The 23221-nt window shown below is 45.5% G+C and carries 28 protein-coding genes and 4 pseudogenes; 17 read left to right on the forward strand and 15 right to left on the reverse strand.

Going from position 1 to position 23221, the window contains the following annotated elements; genetic code table 11:
- Positions 1–389: 389 nt before the first annotated feature.
- The 10 genes from QUB63_RS11830 to QUB63_RS11875 all read left to right on the forward strand — a co-directional run bounded on the left by QUB63_RS11830 (position 390) and on the right by QUB63_RS11875 (position 5479).
- Positions 390–521, forward strand: coding sequence for a hypothetical protein (locus tag QUB63_RS11830; RefSeq protein WP_293298444.1), 132 nt, complete (start codon positions 390–392; stop codon positions 519–521).
- A 39-nt stretch (positions 522–560) separates the two neighbouring features.
- Entirely contained in the window at positions 561–851 is a 291-nt protein-coding gene (locus QUB63_RS11835) for a hypothetical protein (RefSeq protein ID WP_332945307.1), read from the forward strand.
- Positions 852–987: 136 nt separating this feature from the next.
- Entirely contained in the window at positions 988–1188 is a 201-nt protein-coding gene (locus QUB63_RS11840; RefSeq protein ID WP_332945308.1) for a hypothetical protein, read from the forward strand.
- A gap of 99 nt (positions 1189–1287) precedes the next feature.
- Positions 1288–1623, forward strand: a complete 336-nt coding sequence (locus tag QUB63_RS11845) for an NADH-quinone oxidoreductase subunit K (RefSeq protein WP_332945309.1) — start codon at positions 1288–1290, stop codon at positions 1621–1623.
- 9 nt (positions 1624–1632) lie between these two features.
- Positions 1633–3075 carry a cation:proton antiporter gene (locus QUB63_RS11850; RefSeq protein WP_332945310.1) on the forward strand — a complete coding sequence of 481 codons (1443 nt, stop codon included), beginning with the start codon at positions 1633–1635 and terminating at the stop codon, positions 3073–3075.
- A 206-nt stretch (positions 3076–3281) separates the two neighbouring features.
- Positions 3282–3665: a Na+/H+ antiporter subunit E gene (locus QUB63_RS11855; protein WP_332945311.1), complete on the forward strand. Its 384-nt coding sequence runs from the start codon at positions 3282–3284 to the stop codon at positions 3663–3665.
- Positions 3662–3913: a hypothetical protein gene (locus tag QUB63_RS11860; protein WP_332945312.1), complete on the forward strand. Its 252-nt coding sequence runs from the start codon at positions 3662–3664 to the stop codon at positions 3911–3913. The genes QUB63_RS11855 and QUB63_RS11860 overlap by 4 nt, the downstream gene beginning before the upstream one ends.
- Entirely contained in the window at positions 3910–4212 is a 303-nt protein-coding gene (locus QUB63_RS11865; RefSeq protein ID WP_332945313.1) for a monovalent cation/H(+) antiporter subunit G, read from the forward strand. The genes QUB63_RS11860 and QUB63_RS11865 overlap by 4 nt, the downstream gene beginning before the upstream one ends.
- Positions 4209–4820, forward strand: a complete 612-nt coding sequence (locus QUB63_RS11870) for a DUF4040 domain-containing protein (RefSeq protein WP_332945314.1) — start codon at positions 4209–4211, stop codon at positions 4818–4820. Before QUB63_RS11865 ends, QUB63_RS11870 begins: the two co-directional genes overlap by 4 nt.
- Entirely contained in the window at positions 4817–5479 is a 663-nt protein-coding gene (locus tag QUB63_RS11875; RefSeq protein ID WP_332945315.1) for a Na(+)/H(+) antiporter subunit B, read from the forward strand. The genes QUB63_RS11870 and QUB63_RS11875 overlap by 4 nt, the downstream gene beginning before the upstream one ends.
- A 33-nt stretch (positions 5480–5512) precedes the next feature.
- On the opposite strand, the gene QUB63_RS11880 is transcribed toward QUB63_RS11875, so the two are convergent.
- Entirely contained in the window at positions 5513–5653 is a 141-nt protein-coding gene (locus tag QUB63_RS11880) for a hypothetical protein (protein ID WP_332945316.1), read from the reverse strand.
- On the opposite strand from QUB63_RS11880, the gene QUB63_RS11885 reads away from it, so the two are divergent.
- Positions 5652–6728, forward strand: coding sequence for a hypothetical protein (locus QUB63_RS11885; protein WP_332945318.1), 1077 nt, complete (start codon positions 5652–5654; stop codon positions 6726–6728). The genes QUB63_RS11880 and QUB63_RS11885 overlap by 2 nt on opposite strands.
- 148 nt (positions 6729–6876) lie before the next feature.
- Here QUB63_RS11885 and QUB63_RS11890 read toward each other — a convergent pair whose 3' ends face one another.
- Complete coding sequence (locus QUB63_RS11890) at positions 6877–7173, reverse strand: hypothetical protein (RefSeq protein ID WP_332945319.1); 297 nt, start codon at positions 7171–7173, stop codon at positions 6877–6879.
- A gap of 57 nt (positions 7174–7230) precedes the next feature.
- On the opposite strand from QUB63_RS11890, the gene QUB63_RS11895 reads away from it, so the two are divergent.
- Positions 7231–7800, forward strand: a complete 570-nt coding sequence (locus tag QUB63_RS11895; RefSeq protein ID WP_332945320.1) for a Uma2 family endonuclease — start codon at positions 7231–7233, stop codon at positions 7798–7800.
- A 107-nt stretch (positions 7801–7907) separates the two neighbouring features.
- On the opposite strand, the gene QUB63_RS11900 is transcribed toward QUB63_RS11895, so the two are convergent.
- Positions 7908–8753, reverse strand: a complete 846-nt coding sequence (locus tag QUB63_RS11900; protein WP_332945321.1) for a Uma2 family endonuclease — start codon at positions 8751–8753, stop codon at positions 7908–7910.
- A 179-nt stretch (positions 8754–8932) separates the two neighbouring features.
- Between QUB63_RS11900 and QUB63_RS11905 the strand changes: the two genes are divergently transcribed.
- Positions 8933–9115: a hypothetical protein gene (locus QUB63_RS11905; RefSeq protein WP_332945322.1), complete on the forward strand. Its 183-nt coding sequence runs from the start codon at positions 8933–8935 to the stop codon at positions 9113–9115.
- A 25-nt stretch (positions 9116–9140) separates the two neighbouring features.
- On the opposite strand, the pseudogene QUB63_RS11910 reads toward QUB63_RS11905, so the two are convergent.
- The 9 genes and pseudogenes from QUB63_RS11910 to QUB63_RS11945 form a co-directional block, all read right to left on the reverse strand.
- Positions 9141–9737: pseudogene (locus QUB63_RS11910) on the reverse strand (IS1 family transposase); the annotation flags it as partial.
- Between the two features lie 108 nt (positions 9738–9845).
- Positions 9846–9947 (reverse strand): annotated as a pseudogene (locus QUB63_RS35035) (IS1/IS1595 family N-terminal zinc-binding domain-containing protein); the annotation flags it as partial.
- Between the two features lie 485 nt (positions 9948–10432).
- Positions 10433–10804: a putative Ig domain-containing protein gene (locus tag QUB63_RS11915; protein ID WP_332945619.1), complete on the reverse strand. Its 372-nt coding sequence runs from the start codon at positions 10802–10804 to the stop codon at positions 10433–10435.
- 62 nt (positions 10805–10866) lie between these two features.
- Entirely contained in the window at positions 10867–12162 is a 1296-nt protein-coding gene (locus QUB63_RS11920) for a sensor histidine kinase (protein ID WP_332945323.1), read from the reverse strand.
- Between the two features lie 503 nt (positions 12163–12665).
- Positions 12666–13553, reverse strand: a pseudogene (locus QUB63_RS11925) (sensor histidine kinase); the annotation flags it as partial.
- 825 nt (positions 13554–14378) lie between these two features.
- Positions 14379–14564 carry a hypothetical protein gene (locus QUB63_RS11930; RefSeq protein ID WP_332945324.1) on the reverse strand — a complete coding sequence of 62 codons (186 nt, stop codon included), beginning with the start codon at positions 14562–14564 and terminating at the stop codon, positions 14379–14381.
- Positions 14565–14802: 238 nt separating this feature from the next.
- The gene (locus QUB63_RS11935) at positions 14803–15390 is read right to left on the reverse strand and encodes a hypothetical protein (protein ID WP_332945325.1); all 588 of its coding nucleotides are present in this window, start codon (positions 15388–15390) and stop codon (positions 14803–14805) included.
- A 218-nt stretch (positions 15391–15608) separates the two neighbouring features.
- Entirely contained in the window at positions 15609–16064 is a 456-nt protein-coding gene (locus QUB63_RS11940; protein ID WP_332945326.1) for a M48 family metallopeptidase, read from the reverse strand.
- Positions 16065–16194: 130 nt separating this feature from the next.
- Positions 16195–17040: a TetR family transcriptional regulator gene (locus QUB63_RS11945; protein ID WP_332945328.1), complete on the reverse strand. Its 846-nt coding sequence runs from the start codon at positions 17038–17040 to the stop codon at positions 16195–16197.
- A 55-nt stretch (positions 17041–17095) separates the two neighbouring features.
- Here QUB63_RS11945 and QUB63_RS11950 point away from each other — a divergent pair, with 55 nt between their 5' ends.
- Both QUB63_RS11950 and QUB63_RS11955 read left to right on the forward strand, forming a co-directional pair.
- The gene (locus tag QUB63_RS11950) at positions 17096–18091 is read left to right on the forward strand and encodes a Rieske 2Fe-2S domain-containing protein (RefSeq protein WP_332945330.1); all 996 of its coding nucleotides are present in this window, start codon (positions 17096–17098) and stop codon (positions 18089–18091) included.
- Between the two features lie 298 nt (positions 18092–18389).
- On the forward strand, positions 18390–19361 hold the full coding sequence (locus QUB63_RS11955) for a glutathione S-transferase family protein (protein ID WP_332945332.1): 972 nt from the start codon (positions 18390–18392) through the stop codon (positions 19359–19361).
- 143 nt (positions 19362–19504) lie between these two features.
- Here QUB63_RS11955 and QUB63_RS11960 read toward each other — a convergent pair whose 3' ends face one another.
- Both QUB63_RS11960 and QUB63_RS11965 read right to left on the reverse strand, forming a co-directional pair.
- On the reverse strand, positions 19505–19813 hold the full coding sequence (locus QUB63_RS11960; RefSeq protein WP_332945334.1) for a hypothetical protein: 309 nt from the start codon (positions 19811–19813) through the stop codon (positions 19505–19507).
- A pseudogene (locus QUB63_RS11965) lies at positions 19803–19994 on the reverse strand (Uma2 family endonuclease); the annotation flags it as partial. The pseudogene QUB63_RS11965 and the gene QUB63_RS11960, both read right to left, overlap by 11 nt.
- On the opposite strand from QUB63_RS11965, the gene QUB63_RS11970 reads away from it, so the two are divergent.
- Complete coding sequence (locus tag QUB63_RS11970) at positions 19980–20522, forward strand: hypothetical protein (RefSeq protein WP_332945335.1); 543 nt, start codon at positions 19980–19982, stop codon at positions 20520–20522. The pseudogene QUB63_RS11965 and the gene QUB63_RS11970 overlap by 15 nt on opposite strands.
- A gap of 178 nt (positions 20523–20700) precedes the next feature.
- Entirely contained in the window at positions 20701–21435 is a 735-nt protein-coding gene (locus QUB63_RS11975) for a class I SAM-dependent methyltransferase (RefSeq protein WP_332945336.1), read from the forward strand.
- An 877-nt stretch (positions 21436–22312) separates the two neighbouring features.
- On the opposite strand, the gene QUB63_RS11980 is transcribed toward QUB63_RS11975, so the two are convergent.
- Positions 22313–23083 (reverse strand): TerC family protein, encoded by a 771-nt coding sequence (locus QUB63_RS11980; protein WP_332945338.1) that lies wholly within the window; start codon positions 23081–23083, stop codon positions 22313–22315.
- Positions 23084–23221: the final 138 nt, after the last annotated feature.

Below are 23221 nucleotides of genomic sequence, written 5' to 3' on the forward strand. Positions count from 1 at the left end.
ATACACCGCTCTCTTACATTATTCCGTACAAAACTCTAAATTGGTACAAGACGATCGCACGGAGCCGTTTAACTTCTAATTCACAACACAGTCGCCGCCGGAGCAACTCACAATGAACCGCAAAAACACAGTTTTATTAGTAACATGAGTTTCAAGAATCAGATGCCCACATTGGGAAATTATTTAGAGTGCATCAAGCGCCAAACCAGGCTTAAAAATACACTAACACAAGGTGCTAAAAAGCTGCTAGGCGGTAAATAAATCATATCCGGGTTGTTTCCCCTCGATAATTATGAGATTTAAATCGCGACTAAACAAACAAAGTTAGTCTTCCAAGACCAATAGATAAAAGGAGTATTCAAACCGGATTTGCAATTGCAAGAAGTTTTATGACAACTTTTGACCACCCAGCGGCCGCAGCATTGCTCACCATCGCGCTCTGCGATCGAGCCACGCGATCGTACTGTACAAAAGTACGATCGCTCAATTCGCTCTATAAGCTCTCGGTGTCATACCTGTAAATTACCGAAACTATTTGCTGAAATGGCTCTAGATAAAGATTGAGGAGGCTGAATGAAAAGTGCGATCGCCCTAGCAATCGACCAAATCACCAAATTCTGCCAACACAGGCAAATCATCGAACTCTCTCTGTTTGGTTCCGTCCTTCGCGACGACTTTCACCGAAGACAGCGACATCGATATCCGGCGTTGCCTTTGGCGCGAAAAGCAACTGGGGTTTACTCGATCGCGCCCAAATGCAGGAAGAACTCGAAGCAATCCTCAGCAAACCAGTCGATCTAATTAGTAAACGGGCGATCGATCGCAGTTTCAACCCGATTCGCCGCCTTTGAAATTCTTTCTACCGCTAAAACTATATATGTTAAATAGTCGCGATCGCGCTTCGCTCTTTCAGAGTATAGAGCTTGATGTGGCGATCGAGAAATTACATCGCGGTGTCAGTTTGGGGCGGTAGTTGATAGCGACAATATGAACACCCGGTGTCTGGTGATTGAGACAAAATTGCGATCGTCGTTCTTTTGCCTCAAAGTGCGATCGCGCGCGACTATCCTGCACAGATGCGATCGCGAGCGTCCCGATTACAATCCCCCATCAGATTTAACATTAGTTCCAAAAGCTCTGCAACTGTCGGAAAGCTTACCCGCCCTAATTTTATCTGTTGTAGAGTAAATCTCCACTCTACTGAGCTGGAAAATGAACAGCTCTACTTTTTTAGTAGTACCTAAGTAAGGTATGATTATCACCAAACCTTAAGCAACAAAACTTTCCGTGTTAGAAGCCTTCGTATTTGCCACAATATTGTGCGGATTTTTTGGTATCATCCTCAAAAAGAACCTGGTGATGAAGATCGTCTCTATGGACGTGATGAGCACCGGTGTAATTGCCTATTATGTCGTGATTGCATCCCTCAATGGCTTGTTCACGCCAATTATGGGAGATGTCAAAAATAGAGCTTTCGCCGATCCAGTCCCCCAGGGGATCATCTTAACTGCGATCGTCATCGGCTTTTCGATTCAAGCCTTGATGCTGGTGGGTGTGATGAAGCTAGCACGGGATAATCCCACATTAGAAACCAGCGAGATCGAGAAAAATAACACGCCGTAAAACCTATCCATGAATATTATTACGATCGCTTGGCTGACACTACCATTTTTTATCGGTTTCGTCATTTATCTGCTCCCCAAGCTTGACAAATATCTCGCCTTAGCCATCACCTTTGTTTCAGCAGGCTACGCGCTACAACTATTTCTCGAAAAGTCGCCCCTCAAACTGAACTTACTAGATAATTTCGGCGTTCAAGTAGTCGCAGATCCGTTAGGCGCTTACTTTATCTTGACAAATGCCATAGTAACTGCTGCGGTGATTTTCTACTGTTGGCACAGCGGTAAATCAGCCTTCTTTTACTCCCAGATGATTATTCTGCACGGCAGTATAAATGCTACCTTTATCTGTGCAGATTTTGTCAGTTTATACGTCGCCCTAGAAGTCAGCGGGATTGCAGCTTTTCTGTTAATGGCCTATCCTCGCACCGATCGCTCTTTATGGGTAGCCTTGCGCTATCTATTTGTCAGCAACACCGCCATGCTATTTTACCTCGTGGGCGCGGTGCTAGTCTATCAAAAACATAATTCCTTTCTGTTTGACGGTTTAAAAGGTGCGCCGCCAGAAGCTTTAGCCCTGATTTTTCTGGGATTGTTGATTAAAGGCGGGATTTTTGTCTCGGGATTGTGGCTGCCGCTAACTCACTCAGAATCAGAAACCCCAGTCTCCGCATTACTCTCAGGAATCGTGATTAAAGCTAGTATCTTACCTTTGTTACGCTGTGCTTTGATTTCCGATGATATTGATAGTATCGTCAGGATTTTTGGCGTGGCGACAGCTTTAATGGGAGTTTCCTATGCCGTGTTTGAAAAAGATACCAAACGGATGCTGGCTTTTCACACAATTTCCCAGTTAGGCTTTATTCTAGCAGCACCGGCAGTCGGGGGATTTTATGCGCTCGCTCACGGTTTAGTTAAATCAAGCCTCTTCTTACTTGCAGGTTCCTTACCAAGCCGCAGCCTCAAGGAATTGCAATCTAAGGCGATCGATCCTAACCTTTGGATTGCCCTAGTTATCGCCAGTCTTTCCATTTCTGGATTTCCCTTGTTCGCAGGATTTGGGGCAAAAGTGTTGACTGTCAAAAATCTCTTACCTTGGCAGGTAATCGCCATGAATATTGCCGCCGTAGGTACAGCGATATCCTTCGCCAAATTCATCTTTATCCCGCGCGGCGAAAAACAGGAAGTCCAGCCGGGTTTGTGGCCAGCGATCGCACTTTTGATGGGCGGGCTAATTATCGCCAATATAGTGTACTTAGATGCTTATACCATTGAGAGCATCATCAAAGCAATTGGCACGATCGCGATCGGGTGGCTGATTTATGTTTTAATTATTAAACGGTTAGCGATCGCCCTGCCGCGTGTAGCCGAGCAATTCGATCATCTGGTAGGTGTGATGACTCTAACCTTGATCGTACTCTTTTGGATGGCATTAGCGACAGGAACCCACACTTAAATCGGAATCTCGACTGCTCAAAGTATCGGTAGCCTCTATCCGGTAGTCTGAGTAGGTATCTCAGGAAGCCCCCACTTCCGAGGCAAAACGGTTTTTTTTCACACCTACAAAACAATCTTTATGCAAACTAGACCTCGCCCACCAATTCCAACCACCTGCGCCCTACTGACAGCAGCTATAACGAAGGTATGCAAGGAGGAAAAAAGATGATTGGAAGTTTCATATTACGATTGACAATTTGGTTTTTGCTAACCGCAGATTTCACCGTACCAAATATTATCATTGGTGTGCTGATTGCATTTCTCCTACCCCGCGGCAATACACCCCCGGAAAGGATCGAGGAATGGCTGAGTATGCTCAAAAAAATCCTGATCGCGATTCCAGTAGCATACATTGAGGCCTTGGAAATTATCATCCGTCCCCATAACGGAGAAGACATGATTTTGGAACGGGCAAAACTCAAACGATCGCCGATCATGATATTTTTGGATGTATTTCTGATCACCTTTACACCCAAAACAATTGTGGTGAGACACAACCAACAAGGCTGCTACGAAGTCCACCGGATTCTGCCGATTGAAAAGCCATGAACTTGCTCTTAATTGCGATGATTGCAGCGATGCTCATGCCCATGTACGAGGCATTGAAGGATGATGATGTTTGGCAGAAAATGCTGGCATTGGGCAGTATTTCCACAAAGGCAGGAATTATGACTTTGTTCATCTCTGTCTTGCGCGACGATTGGATGATTGGCGCTGTGGGGGCAATTATCCTCACAGTAGGAAATGCGGGATTAATGCTGCTGGCACATATAATAAAGCGAATGAATGACCTATGATTGATGTGTTGAGTTATCTGTTTATCGGTGTAGGAATAGTCTTCTGGTTTTGGGGGACTTCTCACCTACTGGGCAAGCGATCGGTATTATTTAAGTTACACAGTCTTTCGGTTTCAGATACCTTGGGTTCGATCGCGATCGTTGTCGGGCTGCTGATCAGAATACCTGGTAGATGGCCCCTGCTAACTTTAGCCATTATTTCCTTAGCAATTTGGAATACCATGCTGGGATATGTGTTGGCGCACTGTTCCAGTGAAGAGGAAGAAAATCAGACGGAGTTTCCACCAGAGGCCTTATGAATGATGATAGCTATATCTATATCTTAACTGCACTGTTGCCCTTGGCTGCTTGTATGGTAGTAGTTCAGGTCAATCCCTACCATGCCCTAATCATTCGCGGCATATTAGGTGCGATCGCAGCATTGATCTATTCAGTGTTTGGGGCGGCAGATGTGGCTTTGACGGAAGCCTTGATGGGTACGATGCTGGCAATAACGCTGTATGCGGTGGCGGTGCGATCGTCCTTGGTGATGCGTTTGGGCGTGTTGGAAGAGGAGAAAGTCGAGACTGAGGGCGATGTTTTGACAGTAGAGTTGAAAGTAGAGAACGCCCGCGATTTTAGCCGGTTGCTGGAAGATTTCCGCAGAATTTTTAGCAAGTATTATCTCCGCATTGAGGTAGTACCTTTCACAAGTCAGGAGGCTTTACACCGCGCCCTGATGGAGAAAGAAATCCATGCAACTTGTGTGCCTGTGGCAGATGATGCAGCAGGTGAGGTAGTAAAAAAACCTTATCAAACAGTGACTAGAATCCAACGGCTGTATGACATCATGCAAGCTGAGATTTCATTAAAATATACCAGTCTTGATTATAAAATCGCTTCAGATTCAGGGGAGGATGCTCGATGAAATGGGTTTACATTGCGGCGGGGATATTGCTTTACATTAAAATGCTGTTTTTTGCCAATCCAGCGTCAGGTTTATCAGGTCTGGCGATAGTAGAATTGATTGTCAAAGATAGCGGGATTCCGAATGCAGTATCGGCGATTATTTTCAGAAATCGGCTGTATGACACGATTTTTGAAGTGGTGGTATTTACGATCGCCATTATGGGCGCTAATTTTCTCTTAGCCACTGAAAGACCGTCCTGCACAATTTATCAGTTTACCGATCAACCTTCGATTGTTTTAGCCCGTTTGGGAGCGACTATTGCGGCTTTGGTGAGTATTGAATTGTCGCTGCGGGGACATTTGACTCCGGGGGGCGGTTTTGCGGCGGGTGTCGCGGGGGGAACTGCGATCGGTTTGGTGGCTATTACTTCGTCATCGGAGTGGATGCAGCGGATTTACGAGCGATCGCACGCGGCGACTTGGGAGAAGATTTCAGTATTGGTTTTTGTGGTGTTGTCTGCGATCACTTTGTGTGGGTACGAGTTGCCGCATGGAGAGTTTGGGGCATTAGTTAGCGGTGGTGTGGTGCCTTTGCTGAATATTTTGGTGGCTGCAAAGGTTGCTTTGGGCTCGTGGGCGGTGGTGTTGATTTTTATTCGGTATCGCGGTTTGTTGTGATGGATTTTAGGATGTTTTGGGGGGAAACAGTAGTTATATTTTTGGGCTGCTGTTGTTATGGGCGATCGCCTTTTCCAAAGACTGAGCTATTGTTACAGGGTAGCGGTTGTGCGATCGATAATGAGTACAGCACGTTAGCAAGTGTCCTTGTAAGACGAAGTAAGAAGATGGCATGGCAGTTTTACGCGGTTACGCTCGTTGTGAGATATGCGGAGAAAACTATATTCTGCGGGCAGGAGTTGGCACTGAAAAATATCAATCTCATACTTTTGATTGCAAGTCTTGTGGAATATCAATTTCGCTGATAGTTAGAGCAAATCCGCCTAATGCTCATTTTGAGCCAGAAGAAAATGTAGTCATTGAAGAGAGTGAAGGCGAAAATGCAATTGTTTTAAATTTGCACCCATTTTTTGCATTTAACCGCGACGAAATTAATTCTGCCATAGCATTTCCTTCTTTATTGTATGGTTCCAAAATAGCACCTTATTTAAGGCTCGTTCCCAATATAAAAACGCAAGATATAGCACTACAATTCGACGTGCCGAATGCAAGCAATCTCTGGACAGCCGTTAAAAATATCTTTGTACTACAAGAGGGAAAAGGGCAAAAGAAAAGGGTCGCAAAAGCTATAGAACACTACGAAAAACAACGCAAAAAGTATTTTTGCGAAACTAAAGTATCAAACTTTAATGAGGTTGCATTTAATTTCTTCGATAGCCTGTTTTATCCTCGTTTTGAAAAACTTTTAGAGCCGGCGATTGAATTGATATATACAATTAAACGCGACCATCCACAAGGATTTGCAGAATTTTTGGAATTTTACTCAAATAATCTTAAGACCCAGCATTTAAGGCAATATATTTCAATTTTTTCGGATTATTTTAAGATATATAATCAGTTGAGCCAAATGGTTGTACATTCACGAATTGGTGATGAAGATGTTGATGATAAAATAGTTGGCTCAAAGTCATTTGAAGCTGTCAAGTTATATTACGGTCAAGCCTATGAATCTATCACAAGCTTTTTTGTAATATTTGCTTGTTTAAACAATATTTTTCTGGGGCGCTCCTACGACCAATTTCAATCAATGACATTGAATAAATACATGAAGGACGTTAGTAAAGATAAAAAAGCTAATCCTTTTGAACAAACAAAACCATTTTACACTTTCACAGATGGCTTAGACAGTATGTTAAGAAACGGCTCACATCATGCCTCAATATGGAGAAATGGAGAAAATGTTTTTTAGAGGAGCGGTGGTACTGGTGCTCAGCGAGAAATTCCCTATAGTCGCTACCTACACTTGTGTAATAAGTTGACAATTTCGCTAGCAGTGTTGTTTATCATTGAGCTTGAGCTAGGAGAGGGTTCAAGTCAAGAAAGTTTGAGAAGTTAGCCTAAAAAATGTGAAAGTTATCGCCGTATAACAATTTGCTTGGATTAGTTACCAATACGACATTCATCAACTGTCTGCACCGGTCACTCGATATGGTAAGATTGTAGCGATCGACATTGAGACAGCAGCTTTTGAAATTAGCGCTAGTGAAATCGCTGCTTGCTCGCGCCTCGAAGCCGTTATCTGGATGGTCAAATCTGGATTGTCCGCATTGGCTCTCGCCATGTCCGTCGATTTGGCGGACGCACCCGGAAAACTGCATGATTGCTGGAGTGGTAAATGCAGAATTTGAACCCATTATTCCACTCTCAATCCGTCGCTGCGATCACCAAATTTTCACACAAAATGCCACATCATGATTGCAATTCCCTCCGGGTTTAGCCCCCAAGATTACCTTGCACTCGAACACCAGAATATCATCCGCCATGAATACCGGCACGGTTTAGTCTACGCAATGGCCGGAGGTAGCGACGATCGTAACCGTCTGAGTATTAATTTTTTAACCGCGATCAATCTTCACCTGCGCGAAGGTGACTGTCAGTTTTTTTCCGGTGATGTCAAAGTGAATTATGCCGATGCGTTTTTCTACTATCCAGATGCCTTTGTCACCTGCGAACCGCGCGATCGTAACGATCGCTATGTGAAGCGCTATCCTAAGTTAATTGCCGAAGTGCTATCCCCTGCAACTGAAAACTTCGATCGCACTGATAAGTTTGCAGATTATCAACAGCTTGAATCCTTGGAAGAATATGTTTTAATCTCGCAAGACCAGATGCGGGTGGAGTGTCGCCGTCGGGTGCAAGATGAGAGTGGAGAACGTTGGGAAACGGTAGTTTATGGTGCGGGAGATAGAGCCATATTTCAGAGTATAGAGCTTGATATGGCGATCGAGGAATTATATCGCGGTGTGAGTTTGGGGCGGTAGTTTTTTTGAGGCGCTACTTTTCCCCTCCATCGGCTAGAGTTTGTTCCCATGACAGAATCGACATTCATCATACTCCCGATTCAGTTGTATTTGAGGCCGATCGCACTTTACCCAACAAATCTCTCCACATCTTCGAGCGACAGCGACAAAGCCCCAGCTACTTGCTCTACACTTAAACCCATCGCCAAAAGTTGGGGAATCGCATCCCGTTGCGCTTGCTGTGCGCGATCGGCCCGTTGGCGTTCCTGTTCCGTGTGGAGGCGTTCGAGTCTAGCTTGTTCGCTACCCGTCAATAACAAATTCCCCTCACTATCCCACCAACGCAACCATCGCATGGGCTGATTTTGATAGCTACCCTCCCACACGCCTAACTCTACACCCATCAGGTCGATCGGGTAATGTCCGCGATCGTTCGGTTCCAGGCGGCGATAACGAGTATTCACCCAATTGTAGACTTCCAATTCACTTGTTTTAACGACGTATATCGCATAGTAAGGAATCCGAATAATCTGCTCGTAAACCCAAAACTTTCCTGGTTTCTGATTCCCACCTTCGGGTAAGCGAGATAACGGAGTATTGTCCCGTTCTTCGGAACCGTTGCCGCTCGCAAACTCGATCGCAATTAACGGCACAATATACTCCCGCCACAACACGTAAGAGCGGCGAAATTCGCCATCTAACAGGGGCGGGACGTTGGGGACGTAGAACCAGTCAGGGGCTTCGGCTCCACGTTCGGGAGGGTCGGTTTCGCGCCAGTAAATGCCACAATCTTGACCGATCGCATACTGTCCGTCCGGGTGAAGAGTTTGCAGCGTGGTTTCCAGGGAGTCGGTGAGCAGGATACTCTGGGGAAGTTCTTGGAAGTTTTTCACAAACGTGCCGTCGGAGTCTGGGAGTTGCGTGTGATCGGGAAAGGCGGGCGGTATGGTTGTGGGATTGATGCTTTGGGTCATGGCTGTCAGCTATCCGATCGCGAAAGGACAGATCCTTTGTTCAAGTATAGCAATTGTCGATCGATACTCGATCGATCCCAGACATCCTTGTTGAAGTTCAGAGGTGAACTGCCGCAAGAGCGATCGTGAGAGAGGATTTGGAAATTGTCGAGCGCACAACCCAATCATCACGATTTATCATGATAAAACTTAGACTCTACAAAACAGACGACTGGGATACAATTGTCACTATTCACGAGCGAGCCAGATTAGATGAACTGCGTGTTTCAGTCGGCACAAATGCGTTTCTGTCCCTAGCTGATGCGGCTGAAACTGAGGGATTATTTGAAGGAGAAATCTGGGTTGCTTGCGGCGGTGGGTAGTGATAAATATGTAGTGATTAGATATTTATTGGCTCAAAACATAGTTGTAATGATGGATAAAATACCAAATAGCACCAATATGGTTTTCTAACTTTTTATAAAATGAAAGAGTCTTTCTTACTAGACGAGAAACACGTTGGCGCAATGTATTATTAAATCTTTCAATGTAATTAGTTTTTCCACTGTCTTTACCAACTGGTTGATGGCATTTGCTTGGAAAAATACAAGCTACCGTCAGCCCAAAAATCTGTATACCAAACAGCACATTGTCGATCTACAGGACGTAGAGAATTCCATAATTGTTTTGCTCCTTCTTCGTTACTATCGCCAATATAAACACCAATAATTTCTCTGGTTGATCTATCCATTGCTAACCACACCCATTGCTTATTTTCTTGGCAATCTACAAATGACCATAATTCATCACATTCAACATTCAATCTGACTTTTTTTTGAGGTTTAACCTTTACTATGCGTTCGATTGAGGCATATTTATTATTTACGTAATCCTGTAACCATTTTTGAGAAACACCCGTGCTTCTAGCTATACCAGCCAAAGAAATCTTCTCCTAAAGAAGTCGCTCGATTAAATCTTTTGTTTGTGAGCTAATACCATTTTTCTAAAATCGTGCAACACTCTTCGACCCCCCCTAGCCCCCCCGCTGCATTGCGGGGGGAACAAGAATACTGTTGCATTCTTTTTTAAAATTGGTATAATTACTGTGTTGGTAGGATTTTCGACCAATTGACGCCCCCAACTAAGACATTTGTATTTTGGTTTCTTATTATGAATTCTACCATTTTTAAGTCTGTGATTTGAACCACAATCAGGTCAATTTGGTCGTAAAAATAGCAGATTATATGACTAAACTAATGTTGGCTGATATCAAGGATTCCAGCAATAGTTAGTTATGATATAGCAATCCTAAATCATTTTCAATAACTGGTTAAGAGGCTCCCGCCTCTTAACCGATGTCCCTCTTGCTCTGCGTCGTCTGCGAAAATGGTGGAGGCACAGCCTCCGGATCTGCCTTACCAGGCAGAGCGAAAGTAACGAGTATAATCATTTAGGATTGCTATAGCATAAGTGTAACTAATACCAATTTTAAAAAAGAATGCAACAGTATTCTTGTTCCCCCCCGCAATGCAGCGGGGGGGCTAGGGGGGTCGAAGAGTGTTGCACGATTTTAGAAAAATGGTATAAATCTACATTCGAGCGCGTAAAGAAATATTAAAATCACAAAATTTGATTGTGTGAGTTATAAAATTATCCTATGTATTCAATTACTGTAATTAAATTTCACTACATATTTATTACTACCTTAAATTGAATGTTTGAGTAGCCAATCCTCCCAAACCGTCGCTAACTCTGACGGCGATGGGATGGGTTAAGAGCTGCGATACTCCGGGAGTCCAAGTGATAAGTCCTTCTTGAAATGCCATTCCATTCGGCATTGATGCGGGCGTTGCAAATGCCATGCCGAAGGGCGGATTTAATAGTGTATAGGTAAGGGGATTGCCATCGGGGTCGGAGGCTTCTACTTGATAGAAATAGGTTTGGCCCAAACGGGTGTTTGTTCGGGGTGTTGAGGTAATGGATGGCGCGCGGTTGGGGGCGGCAGTCCGGCGACTCCCTGACCTTAGCCAGCGGAGTATGTCAAAATACTCTGTCGGTCTGCCGCGAGCGATGGGTAACTAAACCATAATATTTCCCAAAACATAGAAATTTCTGATTCAAAATCAAATTCCCCCTAAGCAACTCGATCGATTTTTTGCACGGGAATTTGCACCACAAACTCGCTGCCTTGCCCCAGTGTAGAATAACATTCAATCTTGCCGCGATGTCTTTCTGTGACGATTTGATGGCTGATCGACAGTCCCAATCCCGTGCCTTTGCCCACCGGTTTTGTGGTGAAGAAGGGATCGAAAAGTTGCGATCGCACTTCTGAGCAAATGCCGGTGCCGTTATCGGAAATCGCGATCGTCACCCAGTTAGCATCGCCGATGGAGGTGTGGATGGAAATCGTGGGATTAAGCCGTCCGGGAGTTTTCCTGATGCCATCTTCCAGCGCATCAATGGCATTGCTGAACAGATTCATAAATACCTGGTTGAGTTGACTCGGGTAGCATTCCACCATTGGCAATTGCCCGTAGTCTTTGATGACTTGAATGGTAGGATGTTCAGCACAGGCTTTGAGGCGATGTTGCAAAATCAGCAGGGTGCTTTCGATGCCTTCGTGAATATCGACGGGTTTGACTTCTGATTCGTCGAGACGGGAGAAATTGCGGAGGGAAAGGACGAGTTGGCGGATGCGATCGCTCCCTAATTGCATAGAATGGAGCAGCTTGAGCAAGTCTTCTCGCAGATACTCTACATCTACATTATCCATCCAGGCTTTAATTTTGGGATGGGGCTGGGGATGGCATTCGTCGTACAACTCCAGAAAAGTCATCAAATCTTGAATGTGTTCTTTGGCGGGTTGGATGTTGGCAGAGATGAAATTGAGGGGATTGTTGATTTCGTGGGCTACACCAGCCACCAATTGCCCCAGGGATGACATTTTTTCACTTTGCACCAAATGTACCTGCGTCTGTTTTAGATCGTTTAGCGCTTGGGAAAGCTCGATCGTCCTTTGTTCAACTTTCTTTTGGGCATCGCGCAGTTTCAGATGGACGCGAATCCTTGCCAGTGCTTCTTCGTGCTCGACAGGCTTGGTGATATAATCGACGGCACCCAAGCTCAACCCTTTCACTTTATCGACTGAATCAGACAAGGCTGTCATAAAAATCACCGGAATGTCGCTGGTGGTGCGATCGCCTTTGAGCCGCCCACAGGTTTCAAACCCATCAATCCCCGGCATCATCACATCCAGCAGAATCAAATCGGGATGATAGGAGTCGAGGCGTTGCAGGGCAGCTTCTCCACTTTTGGCGAGCGCCACTCGGTATCCGATCTCGCTCAAAACATCAAATAAAACCTGAATATTTGTGGGGTTATCATCCACCACTAGAATGGTGCCGATTGGGGGTGCGGTTTCAACTGACACGGGTTAACTCCTCAGACAAATTACAAATTAAAAACAAATTAAAAATCTTTGCCAACAGGGATTTTCCATTTTTATAGCACCGGCTTGAATTACATCAATTTTTGATTGATATGTCAACCGCCGAGCGAGGTATATAAACGCATATAAACGCATATAATTTGAAGACAGGAAAGTTTGGGAATGCAATGCAAGTTTAATTTCTCACAATTATAACTAAAGAATAATTGCGGAATTTCATTACTCTACTCAACCTAATGTTGCAGGGTTTTTGTAATAGGTATTGATGACGTGTAGCATGACTGCACATACGGTTCCAGTAAATTGAGAATCGCTGCGCCGTCAAACCTCTGACTCAGTTCTAGCATTTTGTTAGCAAAGGGCGCATATTGCCGATCGAGTTGTTTGAGCCGATCGGCTTCCTGTTGTCTGTGGAAGATGTACTCCCGATTGGCGTAAAGGGCGATCGTACCGACGATGCAACATAACGGTTAGCAAACTTGAGCTCAGGCTAAAGTTTTGAACTTAGCTTTAATAGGTATTGCGATCGCAAACTCTGCACCGTTTCCGGGAGTTGAATTCACCTCCAGAGTCCCAGCATGGGTGTCAACCGCGATCGCACGAGCAATTGCCAATCCCAAACCTGTGCCTTTACCAACAGCCTTACTGGTGAACTGGTGGTCGAAGATTTTCTGTTTTACTTCGTCAGTCATACCTATACCATTATCTCGAATAGAAATAACGGCAGATTGAGAGTCATTCGATAGTTCAGTCTTCACCCAAATGCAATTGGGATGAGCTTTTATTTCCTCAAAACTGCGTCCCTGATTCGATTCGTCTAGGGCATCAATAGCATTGGCGAGTAAATTCATAAATACCTGGTTGAGTTGTCCGGCATAACATCGCACAGCAGGTAAATTTCCATACTCTTTGACAACTTCAATTGCTGGACGTGTTTCGTTGGCTTTGAGGCGATATTTGAGAATCAGTAAAGTGCTATCAATACCTTCGTGAATATTGTAAGCAACAGGAGAGCTGCTATCGGCACGAGAAAAAGTTCTCAGACTGGTGCTAATGTCGCGAATCCGAATCACGCCCTCTTTCATCGACCCAATTAATTTGGGTAAGTCCTCACGAATGTAATCCAAATCTATAGCATCGATTTCCTCTAGAATTGCTTTTTCTGGTTGAGGATATTTCTCTTGATACAGGTCAATTAAACCAAACAGATCTTTCACGTAATCTAAAGCAGGTTGGATATTGCCAGCCAAAAATCCAACTGGATTATTGATTTCATGGGCAACTCCAGCAACCAACTGCCCGAGTGTTGACATTTTTTCGCTTTGAATTAGCTGGATTTGCGATTGTTGAAGATCGGATATCGCTTGCGAGAGTGCACTATTCGTCTGCTGAAGTTCCTGAGTTCGTTCTTTCACCCTTGACTCTAGACGTTGACGATCTTCTTCTAATTGCTCTTCTCGGCGGCGCATATTTTCAAGAATCATGTTCTGAACCTGCTGGTTAGTTCGCAGGTATTGTTGTCGAAATACGAGACCCAGAGTACAAATCAGAGACAGAACAATCAACACCAAACCAAAATTCGCCCAGTAAGTCAGGTTTGCAGACCTTTGAGAAGCTTCCGCGGTAGCCTCCCTGACAATTTCATACAACTTCTCATAACTCGGATTGACTAGAGTCTTATCAAGTTCTAACGCTTGTTCAATGCGGTTGGATTCCAGAAGCTTTAAGAGTTGATTAACAGCAGTTGCATAGGTGCGATAGGCAGATTCAACTTTTTGCATCTGGTCTAAGGAAGGGGTAGTTGTTTTTAATGCCTCCAAACTGCGTTGTGCCTGCTCTTGCTGCTTCCCCAAGGCTTCTTCTAACTCGGAGTCAACTTGTTTTTTATAGATAGCTCTCCACTCCAAAGCATCCAAACGGTTTGCTATCGCTTGCAAATGATTGAGTTCTCGCTCATGATTCGCTGCACGGTCTGACCTAGCATTTAACGTTGCAATACCACAGGTTGATACCGCGACCGCAGCGATCGCGACGCCTAGAGCTGACCAACTATAAGACTGTTTTTGAGGAGACATAGTTCAACGCGCCACATCAATATTCCGCAATACCACTCATTTATTTATCTTCCCATAAATTATGAGGAAATAACCAAAAAGGCGGTTTTGAAGTGCTAGCACCTAATCTTTAACCTACCGCCCTCACCGATAATACAGCAGCATAACTATTAATTCTATGACAGTTGCGGTACAATGACTAATTTTTTTATAGCATTTTTTGGGGCTGTCAACACCTAGATCCGGATCGGATTTTAGCCAAAATTTACCAGAAAGAATTGGTTTAAAGCCCAAACCCCGATCGGGAGAAATTAAAAGAAAACTATTCATTACTCCAATCCTCTTCCTTATGATTGTCAAGTGCACTCATCTGTCAAGCGGTCAACTGTCAAGCGGTCAACTGAATGAAATCCACAATTAGGCCGACTATAGCAACTCACCGATAAATTAACTGAGTTCGGCAGAGCCGTGGGTTTGTTAGACTGCATAAATTGAGATTGAATGTAGAACACTCCTAGGACTAACGTCGCAGAATTAAAGACCCTTCCACCTGGCACATATTTTTCTTCTAATTGCCGGAACTGCGGTGGTTCAAAATGAGCGCATAAACTTCAGTAGAAAACGGCAAATTTTTAGCCGGCAGCTCGGCAACATTTTGATCCGCATCCTCAGTTTCAATCAAACCTAGTTTGCGAACGATCCCTAGAACAAAAAAGCACTTTTCGGGAAAGTAGGTGACAACTTTCTCTACCAGATAAGCTTCTTTAACCTGTGAATAGGGAGCTAACTGCTGTTTGAGTTTATCTACCTCTGATGCTTTGAGAGTATGAGGTTTAAGTTGGTCGCGATCGCTCGCGCCAGCTCTTTCCTGTTGAGCTTTTACCAGAATCTGAGAATGCTGCGAGGCTCGATCGCGATATTTCTCTGCTTCGTCGGTTTGACCTCGTTTCCCGAAAAAAATGTAAATTAGCTCGCAGCGGTCTATTACCCAGTCTATCCTTTGTGTCATTGCCTTGAAAAGGCAAGCAATACCTGCTGCATCATCCTTGTTTAGCAAAAGTTGTCCGAGGGTATAGTTTGCTTCTGCACAATCCGGCTGAGTTTTTAACACATCTTGGATGTTCTGCTGCACTGGTTTGTATGGTTGCTGACTCAAGTAATTTTTGCGATCGATCGAGATAACCTAGGGATTTTAGTCGATCGCGGTTGACAGGGATGGGTGTCTGCATTATTGGTTTTTTGTGCCAAAGCCTGCTCTAACCATAGATTGCTCTGTTCTGCTGCGATCGGGCTGTGCAGGAAAGTCAACATAGAGGAATAAGCATTGTCCGGCGGATCGACTCGATTTTCACTCTAGTTACTCTTTAACCAAACTCAACTCTCGAACCAATTCCTTAAATAGCAACTTGACTGCTTTTGCCGCCACACGCGATCGGCTTCGTACTCATCCATCCGTGCCAAGATAAAAGAATAGGCATTAAAGGAAGGCCAATACCATTCTAGGAAGCTATTAAACAAAATTGATGCCCCATGTTGCTCGCTCTGGTGTAAGCGTTCATAAATCTGCAACCAGGTTTTGCGAATTCGATAAATCCATCCTGCGAAGCGGGAATGGTTCCTAGAAAGATGTCCTACTTCGTGTGCCCGAACTGCTTTAAATTGTTCCAAAGACAACGACTGCATCAGGGGAAGTCCCAGAAGCAAGTAGTTTTTTTGCCAGCCAAAGATACCGAGGCGCGGAACTTGAACTACTGCTGCGTTGAATTCTCGATTCAACAAGATGTTGTGGAATCGGGGAGCCTGAAGTTTTGTGGTCAATTCGTCTACCATGCCGAATAAGTTTCGCGAGAGTGCTCTTTGAAGGGGCTGGGGAGGTAGTTTGCGGCTACCTCGGGTACACGCACACCGCCGACGAACATCCGAGCCACTGGTTGAAGCACATTCAGGACCCGCCCACCGACTACCCGCCGGAGGGCGATGACGGCGATTGACATACTCCCGGGCCTTTAGGCATGGGGTTATGTTCGATCGCCCGCCCGACATTCTCGACAAATTGTTTGCCACAGTCCTTGCAGCGATAGCACTGTTTCCCCCTACGATGCCCGTTTTTTGATAGCTGCGCCGATCTACAATGCGGGCATATCATTACTTTCATTACATTTCTCAACTGAGCATCCCCAACATATGGCTCTAAATATGACACGAGCAACGGTTCAATCTCCTCGATCAACCGCTGGCGGTGTTGCAGATTGGGGCTGCGAAGTGCTGCCAGCATCACCGCATTGCTGCTGTGGACGCACACCTCTGCCAACAGACTGCACTGCCCTTGACTCAAGGCGCAATTGCGCTGCTGCAAAAGGCTCGCCAGGAAGTTAATCGCTTCCTGGGTCATGCTGTCATCAATCGACTGAAAAATCTGGCGTGCCGTGTAAAATTGCACAAATACCACCCGCGATACGGGCTGCTCAAATAAATCTGCCATCGCCTCTGCGATCGCGCGGATCATTTGGCGCAGCGGTAACTGGACAATTTCCGGCGTATTTGTCTGCTCCCAAAAATGCTTGACCCGATCGGTATGGCGCAACTCCATCGCCTTAAAAATGGCGGCTTTATCGGGAAAAAATTGATACAGAGAACCGATAGCCGTCCCTGCTTTCGCCGCAATCAGATGCGTCGTCGCCGCCGCATAGCCAATTTCATCAAATACTGCTGCTGCTGCGTCCAGAATTTTTTCAACGCGGTCTTTCCCTCGCTGCTGTTTGGGTGGACGGCGCAGATTTCTTGACAAATGTGAATCTTCTGTCATATTCTAGAAACGCGACGGATATTTCACAATTTTACCTAATATTGCGGAGAACCTTATGCAGTCTATGCTTCCCGGTGCGCCCTGGTTGTTAGCGCACAAGTCGATGCTGAGAGTGAATCAACCCCGAAAAATTTCCTTGTACGGTACCGACTATGTGATGTGGCAAGACGCGGCTGGAGACATCCACGCCTTGCCAAATGCCTGCCCGCACATGGGCGCGATGCTGTCAGAAGGATGGTGTGAAGCCGCTGCGGGCGATCGAACAAGTGCAATTGTTTGTCCGTTTCATGCCCTGAAATTTGATGCGGCAGGCTGCACCGTTTTACCCGGATCTAACAAGAAAACACTGCCCCAAATGAAACCCTTAGACCTGATAATTCAGGGAGATTTTATCTGGTCTTATGGGGGATACGAGCCGAAAATTCCCATCCCGACAATTTTGAATGAGTTTGCGGCTGAATTTGAGTTTATCGGCTACACAGCGGATGTGAGCGTCAAAACCAAGCTACTGCCAATGTTGCTCAATATGCACGATTACAATCACCAAAACGGTACCCACCGACCGATGTTTGAGATTGAAGAAGTGCAGTTTCAAAAGTTTGTGGATGACGGCCATCATTCTCAGGCGTACTACGAGATGCCGCGCAAAAAACCTCGTTTGCAAGACATTCTTAAAAATCCCGCACTATTGGCATTACCACAAACACTCTCAGCGCATTTAGAAAACTTCTTTCCATCGCTGGTGGTATTTCACGGTCAAGCGGCGATGGGAAAAGCCAAGCAATGTCATATTTTTGTGCCCGAGTCTGAAACCCATACGCGAACCTATGTATTGATGTTTGGTGAGGCGAATCATCCAGTCTTTCGCTTGCTGAAGCAAAATTTTCTCAATCTTGCCCAAGTTATCGTCGAGCAAGATGCAGATATTTTGGGCAAGATTTACGCGGATGCGCCACAGAAAATTAAACTCGACAACGAAGTGGGGATGGACTGGGTGCGGCGTAATTTTGCCAGCTTTCCGAACGTCGTTGAACCCAATCTTTCAAAGTGAATTGGTCAGAATAATCTGCTTGTATATGCAAAACTTTCCCGGTTTCTGATTTCCCCCGGATGGTAGCGGTACAAGGAAGACAACTTCGCTTTCGTCAGAGTAACAAAACAGGGATTACAATGAATCCATAGCAATCCGGCTTGATTCCTTCTAAGTGATTTGGATTGAAGTCCTTGCCCCACAGGGTCTCTACTCTGGGAACTTTTCACAAATCAAATGGGATTTCTTAGGAATGGTGCCATTTAGCGATTGCTAGAGCAGCAACGGCACGATTACACCATTAGGTTAGGAGGGAATTATGGCATCAGGAATGATGATCGAAGGCAAATGGACGACAGAGCTCCACGATCGCGATCGCAGCGGTAAGTTCAATGAGATACCGACAACGTTTCGATCTCGCGTCACCGCAGATGGATCGAGCGGGTTTAAGGCAGAAGCAGGACGCTATCACCTCTACATTTCTTTGGCGTGTCCGTGGGCGCATCGCACCTTAATTATGCGAGAACTCAAAGGGTTGAATGATGCCATCTCAATTTCAATCGTCGATCCGATTATGAGCGACCAAGGTTGGATGTTTTCTGAAGCACCAGGAGCCATTCCTGACTCGGTGAATCACGCTCAATATTTGCAAGAGATCTATGTCAAAGCCGATCGCAAATTTACAGGGCGAGTCACTGTTCCGGTGTTGTGGGACAAGCAAACTGAAACAATCGTCAACAACGAATCTCGCCAAATCATGCGGATGTTTGACGTAGAGTTTGGGGAATTGGCCGCGCAGAAAATAGACTTATTCCCGCGCGATTTACAACAGCAGATTGATGAAACGATCGATGCAATTTATATGCCAATCAATGCTGGTGTATATCGCTCTGGTTTTGCGACTTCGCAAGCAGCCTACGAAGAAGCGGTGACAGAACTCTTCGAGAGTTTAGATTATTGGGAAACTGTTCTGAGCAAGCAGCGCTATTTATGTGGCGATCGAGTCACGGAAGCCGATATTTGTATGTTTGTCACGCTGTATCGCTTCGATTCAGTGTATCACGGTCACTTTAAGTGCAATTTGCGGCGCATTATCGACTATCCGAACCTCTGGAATTATCTCAAGGATATATATCAGGTTCCTGAGTTCAAAGCCACGTGCAATTTGGACTATACTAAGCGCGGCTATTACATGAGCATGACCGATATTAATCCAAATCGCATTGTGCCGAAGGGGCCAATTATCGATTTTGACGGAGGACACGATCGCGATCGCTTCGGCAATGCTTAATCGCGATCGCACGCTCACCAAAATAGACCCGCCGCCAAGGCTTACATGAGATCGCGATCGATCGATTACCATCACAAAAACGGAACGCACGTGTGGAATGCGAGTCCGCTATTTTTTGTCGGCTCGCATTCCACACGTGCGTTCTATCCGATCGCGGTCAACCGACCGGACATGGTATGAGATCGCGATCGATCGCGCAAAGAGCGCAAATACGCCGCCCATCGCTCTTTTTGTTGGTGTGCGCGATCGGCCTGGAGGCCAGAGGCGCGATCGGCCCGATCGCGCTCAGCTTCAGCTCGTTGGCGTTCCTGTTCTGTGTGGAGGCGTTCGAGTGAACGCTTCCTCGCTACCAGCGAGCAATAAATTCCCCTCGCTATCCCACCAACGCAGCCATCGCTGGGGCTGATTCGGTTTCGCGCTCTTTTAATGCCACAATTAAAGCCCGATCGCATACTCTCCGTCCGGGTGAAGGTTTTGCAGTGTGGTTTCCAGGGAGTCGGCGAGCAGGATACTCTGGGGATGTTCTTGGAAGTTTTTCACAAACGTGCCGTCGGAGTCTGGTAGTTGCGTGCGATCGCCAAAGGCAGGGGGTACTGTTGTGGGGTTGAGGCTTTGGTCATGGGTGTCAACTATCCGATCGCGATCGGGACAGATGCTTTATTACACAATAGCAATTTTAGAAAGAACATGAGCTACACAAAACGAACGCGAGGGCTTCGGACTATCACAGTGGACGACACGATGTTTCGCTGGCGATTGTCACCTAAAAGGCCTGACAGCACTTTAGCGGTTTATGGCTTAACTTCAGGCGATCGGCCTTTACTTGTCAGGCTCGGGCGATGGCCAGACTCTTGGGTGGTGTACTCGTCTGCTGATACAAATGAATCAACAGTTATTGGGCCAAAGTTTGTCAGTCAAACCATCATTTACGGATTAGCAAACGGGTGGCTTCCCAATCAGAAGATAGCAGTTATAGCGGTTCTCAAGCGTGGTGAGGTATGCCCACGGAGGCCGGTTTTGCCGGTTTTGCCGGTTTTGCCGGTTTTGCCGGTTTTGCCGGTTTTGCCGGTTTTGCCTGTCGTACCTCATATGGGAGCTCGAAAGGCTATAGATGTGTTGCCAAACTATGACGCAGAGTATGGGGGCTGGCATTCTTATTAATTCCTGACTTTCATCAGCAGTTTGCTATATTTTTCTACTATATTAAACATTGTACCGCAACTGCGATATAATTATAAGTTAGCTGGCTTCGGTTTAGTCAGTTAGAACATAATTTAGAAATGCTCGGTGGGCGATGCAGGTTAAGTTAGTCGCAGCCCGCGCATTGAGGATGAACAGCATGACTTCCTTACCCAACTGGTATTTTGATGAATCCAAGATGGCTGGTGTTGATTTTGAAGATACAGCACAAGTCGAAACGTTCGATCTCAAGCAGCCATCGAGTACGCCCGAAAAAGAGCAAGTCTTGGTGTCTCGGCTCAGTATTTCGCCAAAGCAGACAGTGATTGATTTAGGAGCAGGAACAGGGACATTCGCGATTCAAGCCGCATTGACCGGAGCATCAATCCATGCGGTTGATATTTCTCAAGCCATGTTGATTTATGCTCAAAACAAAGCGAAGAAAGCGGGTGTGATGAATATTCAGTTTCATCAAGCAGGTTTTTTGACTTATGAACACCGCGAGGGTTTAGCTGATGTTGTGGTGACTAAAGCGGCATTGCACATATTGCCCGATTTTTGGAAAATGGTAGCATTTCTACGCATTGCATCAATGCTGAAACCCGGTGGACGTTTCTTTTTGCGAGACGTGATTTTTTCGTTTCCGCCTCCTGAGTACGAAGCATCGCTCCAAGCTTGGATTAAACTTGCTGCGAAACCCGAAGGCGAAGGGTGGACAAAGCAAGACTATGAGATGCATATACGGGAGGAACACAGCACGTTTGCATGGATTATTAAAGGAATGTTAAAACAAGCAGGGTTCAATATTGCTGAAGTGAACTATGTTTCACCTGTTCTTGCTGAGTATTTGTGTGAAAAAGCCAGCCAACAATCCCATTACACACCGACCGTATAGAGTCTCTTTGTTGAGTCCGAGAATTTACGAGCGGCGGATGAATGGGGGCGTTAGGCATCATAACTTGCCTGCTTGCAGCGATAGTGGATAGGATACTGTTTTCATGGTCAGAGTGTGGTAGCTATGAAGGTGCGATCGCCAGATTGAAAACTTTGTAGTTAAACCGCTGCATTTTATCGATCGGGTAATAAATTGAGTAGGCCCAGTAGCATATGGAGCGATTCAGAGATAAGCGTGACACAATTTACTCATTTCAAGATGAATTTCTAGTGCAATGCCCTCGCTGTGACTCGTGCGCCACCCTACGGCGTATCGATCCTCAGAACGCCGATTTATTTGCTCCGGGCAGATTTTCCTGTAAAGCTTGTGGTTCCTCAAAAGATTGGTCTGGGGGAGAAATTGTAAGACGCTGGCATAGTGAGCCAGTAGATGACTATTTCCATTATCCTCTATGGCTTCAAGCGCCTTGCTGCGGTCAGACGCTTTGGGCTTACAATCTTCGACATTTAGAGTTTATTGAGGCCTTTTTCAGGGCCAAACTGAGGGAAAGGAAACCTGATGAACAGTATGGTTGGTCGAATAGCAGTCTGTTCTCTCGATTGCCAAAATGGATGCAATCTCGCAAGAACCGGGAAGCAATTATCAAAGCGATCGCCAAAATACGCGAACAATTAGTGTTAAGTTAATCTTGCTGATACTGTCTCCTAACCTTGCAGCCTTTTGTTCGAGTAAGCTGCTGAGTTACGCTCTTACAAAATAAATGCCTTTCATCCCCAGACTAAAGTTACGGGGATGAAAGGTATTATGCAGCTTTTCACCTGCCTTAAATCTTTTTCATTTAACAGATTTAAGCGACTTGCATCCAGATGAAAGTATCTTAAATTTCGGACTTCTGTGGTTGCGATTCCGGCACAGTAACTTCTGCATCCGGCAGATTGACAGCAACTTCCGCAGATTCTGCAATCTCTATACCCTCGGGAGTGCGCTTAGAAAATCCCCAGACAAACATTAAGGCGATAGAAGAAACTACCAGCCACTGGGGAGGTACTAAACTCTCATTAATTACTTTCACCAGCAATCGCATTCCCACGAAACCGACTGTAATGTAGCCAGCATCTTCAAGGTGTACGAACTCATCGAGCCAGCGGATGAACAAGCCTGCCATAAATCGCAGGGTAATTATGCCAATTGTCGCGCCAGTCAACACCAGCCAAGTTTGGTCGGAAATTGCGATCGCAGTTGTAACGCTATCCAAAGAAAATGCTAAATCTGTCAGAGCAATCACTGGAATTGCTTTCCACAGAGACGAGAATCTGGGGCCGTGAGGTTCTCCTTCGGAGTCAGAATCTGAGGAAAAGTGCTGGAAAACTAGCCACAGCAGGTACAGCGCCCCCAACAGTTCAAACTGCCAGAACTGGATCACCCAAGTCGCCGTTAAAATTAGTGCTATTCGCAGTACAAAAGCAATTATCAAACCGATGTTGAGAGCTTGTTGCTGTAGCTTGGGCTCGGACAAACCTTTAGAAATAGATGCCAGGGCGATCGCGTTGTCAGCCGAAAGCACAGCCTCCAAAGCCACTAAAACTAACAATAATAAAAAGGTGTCAACTCCCAAATTGGGCGAACCGTCGAGAAATTGATCTAGCATTAATTATTTTGTGCACCTAAGATTTGCAAGCTAAGAGCGCAGCGCAAATCACCGGCTCTGTCTAAAATGAGTGTCACCTTCACTTATCGTAACCTAGTGCGGTAACTTTGTCGCGGGCGATCGTCCGAACGAAGTTCG

Origin of the sequence: Microcoleus sp. ARI1-B5, assembly GCF_036705795.1 — a bacterium.
GTDB lineage: Bacteria > Cyanobacteriota > Cyanobacteriia > Cyanobacteriales > Microcoleaceae > Microcoleus.